This window comes from Actinacidiphila polyblastidii (assembly GCF_036353415.1).
Lineage (GTDB): Bacteria > Actinomycetota > Actinomycetes > Streptomycetales > Streptomycetaceae > Actinacidiphila > Actinacidiphila polyblastidii.
Window position 1 is genome coordinate 1 of the sequence record NZ_JAZEWV010000105.1, and the last position, 211, is coordinate 211.

The following is a 211-nucleotide window of genomic DNA, read 5'->3' on the forward strand; positions in this document are numbered from 1 at the left end:
CGGCGGTGTCCTGGAGTACGTCGGGCGGGCGGACGACCAGGTGAAGTTGCGGGGTTTCCGGGTGGAGCCCGGTGAGGTGGAGGCGGTGCTCGGCGGGCATCCGGCGGTGGTCCGTTCGGTGGTCGTGGTCCGTGAGGACCGGCCGGGGGAGCGGCGGTTGGTCGGGTACGTCGTGCCCGCCGAGGGGTGTGCCCCCGATCCGGCGGAGCTG

At 74.4% G+C, this 211-nt stretch carries 1 protein-coding gene; it reads left to right on the forward strand.

Features of this window, described 5'->3' with window-relative positions:
• A partial coding sequence (locus tag V2S66_RS34430; RefSeq protein ID WP_330801048.1) for an AMP-binding enzyme occupies positions 1-211 on the forward strand: 211 nt, incomplete at both ends.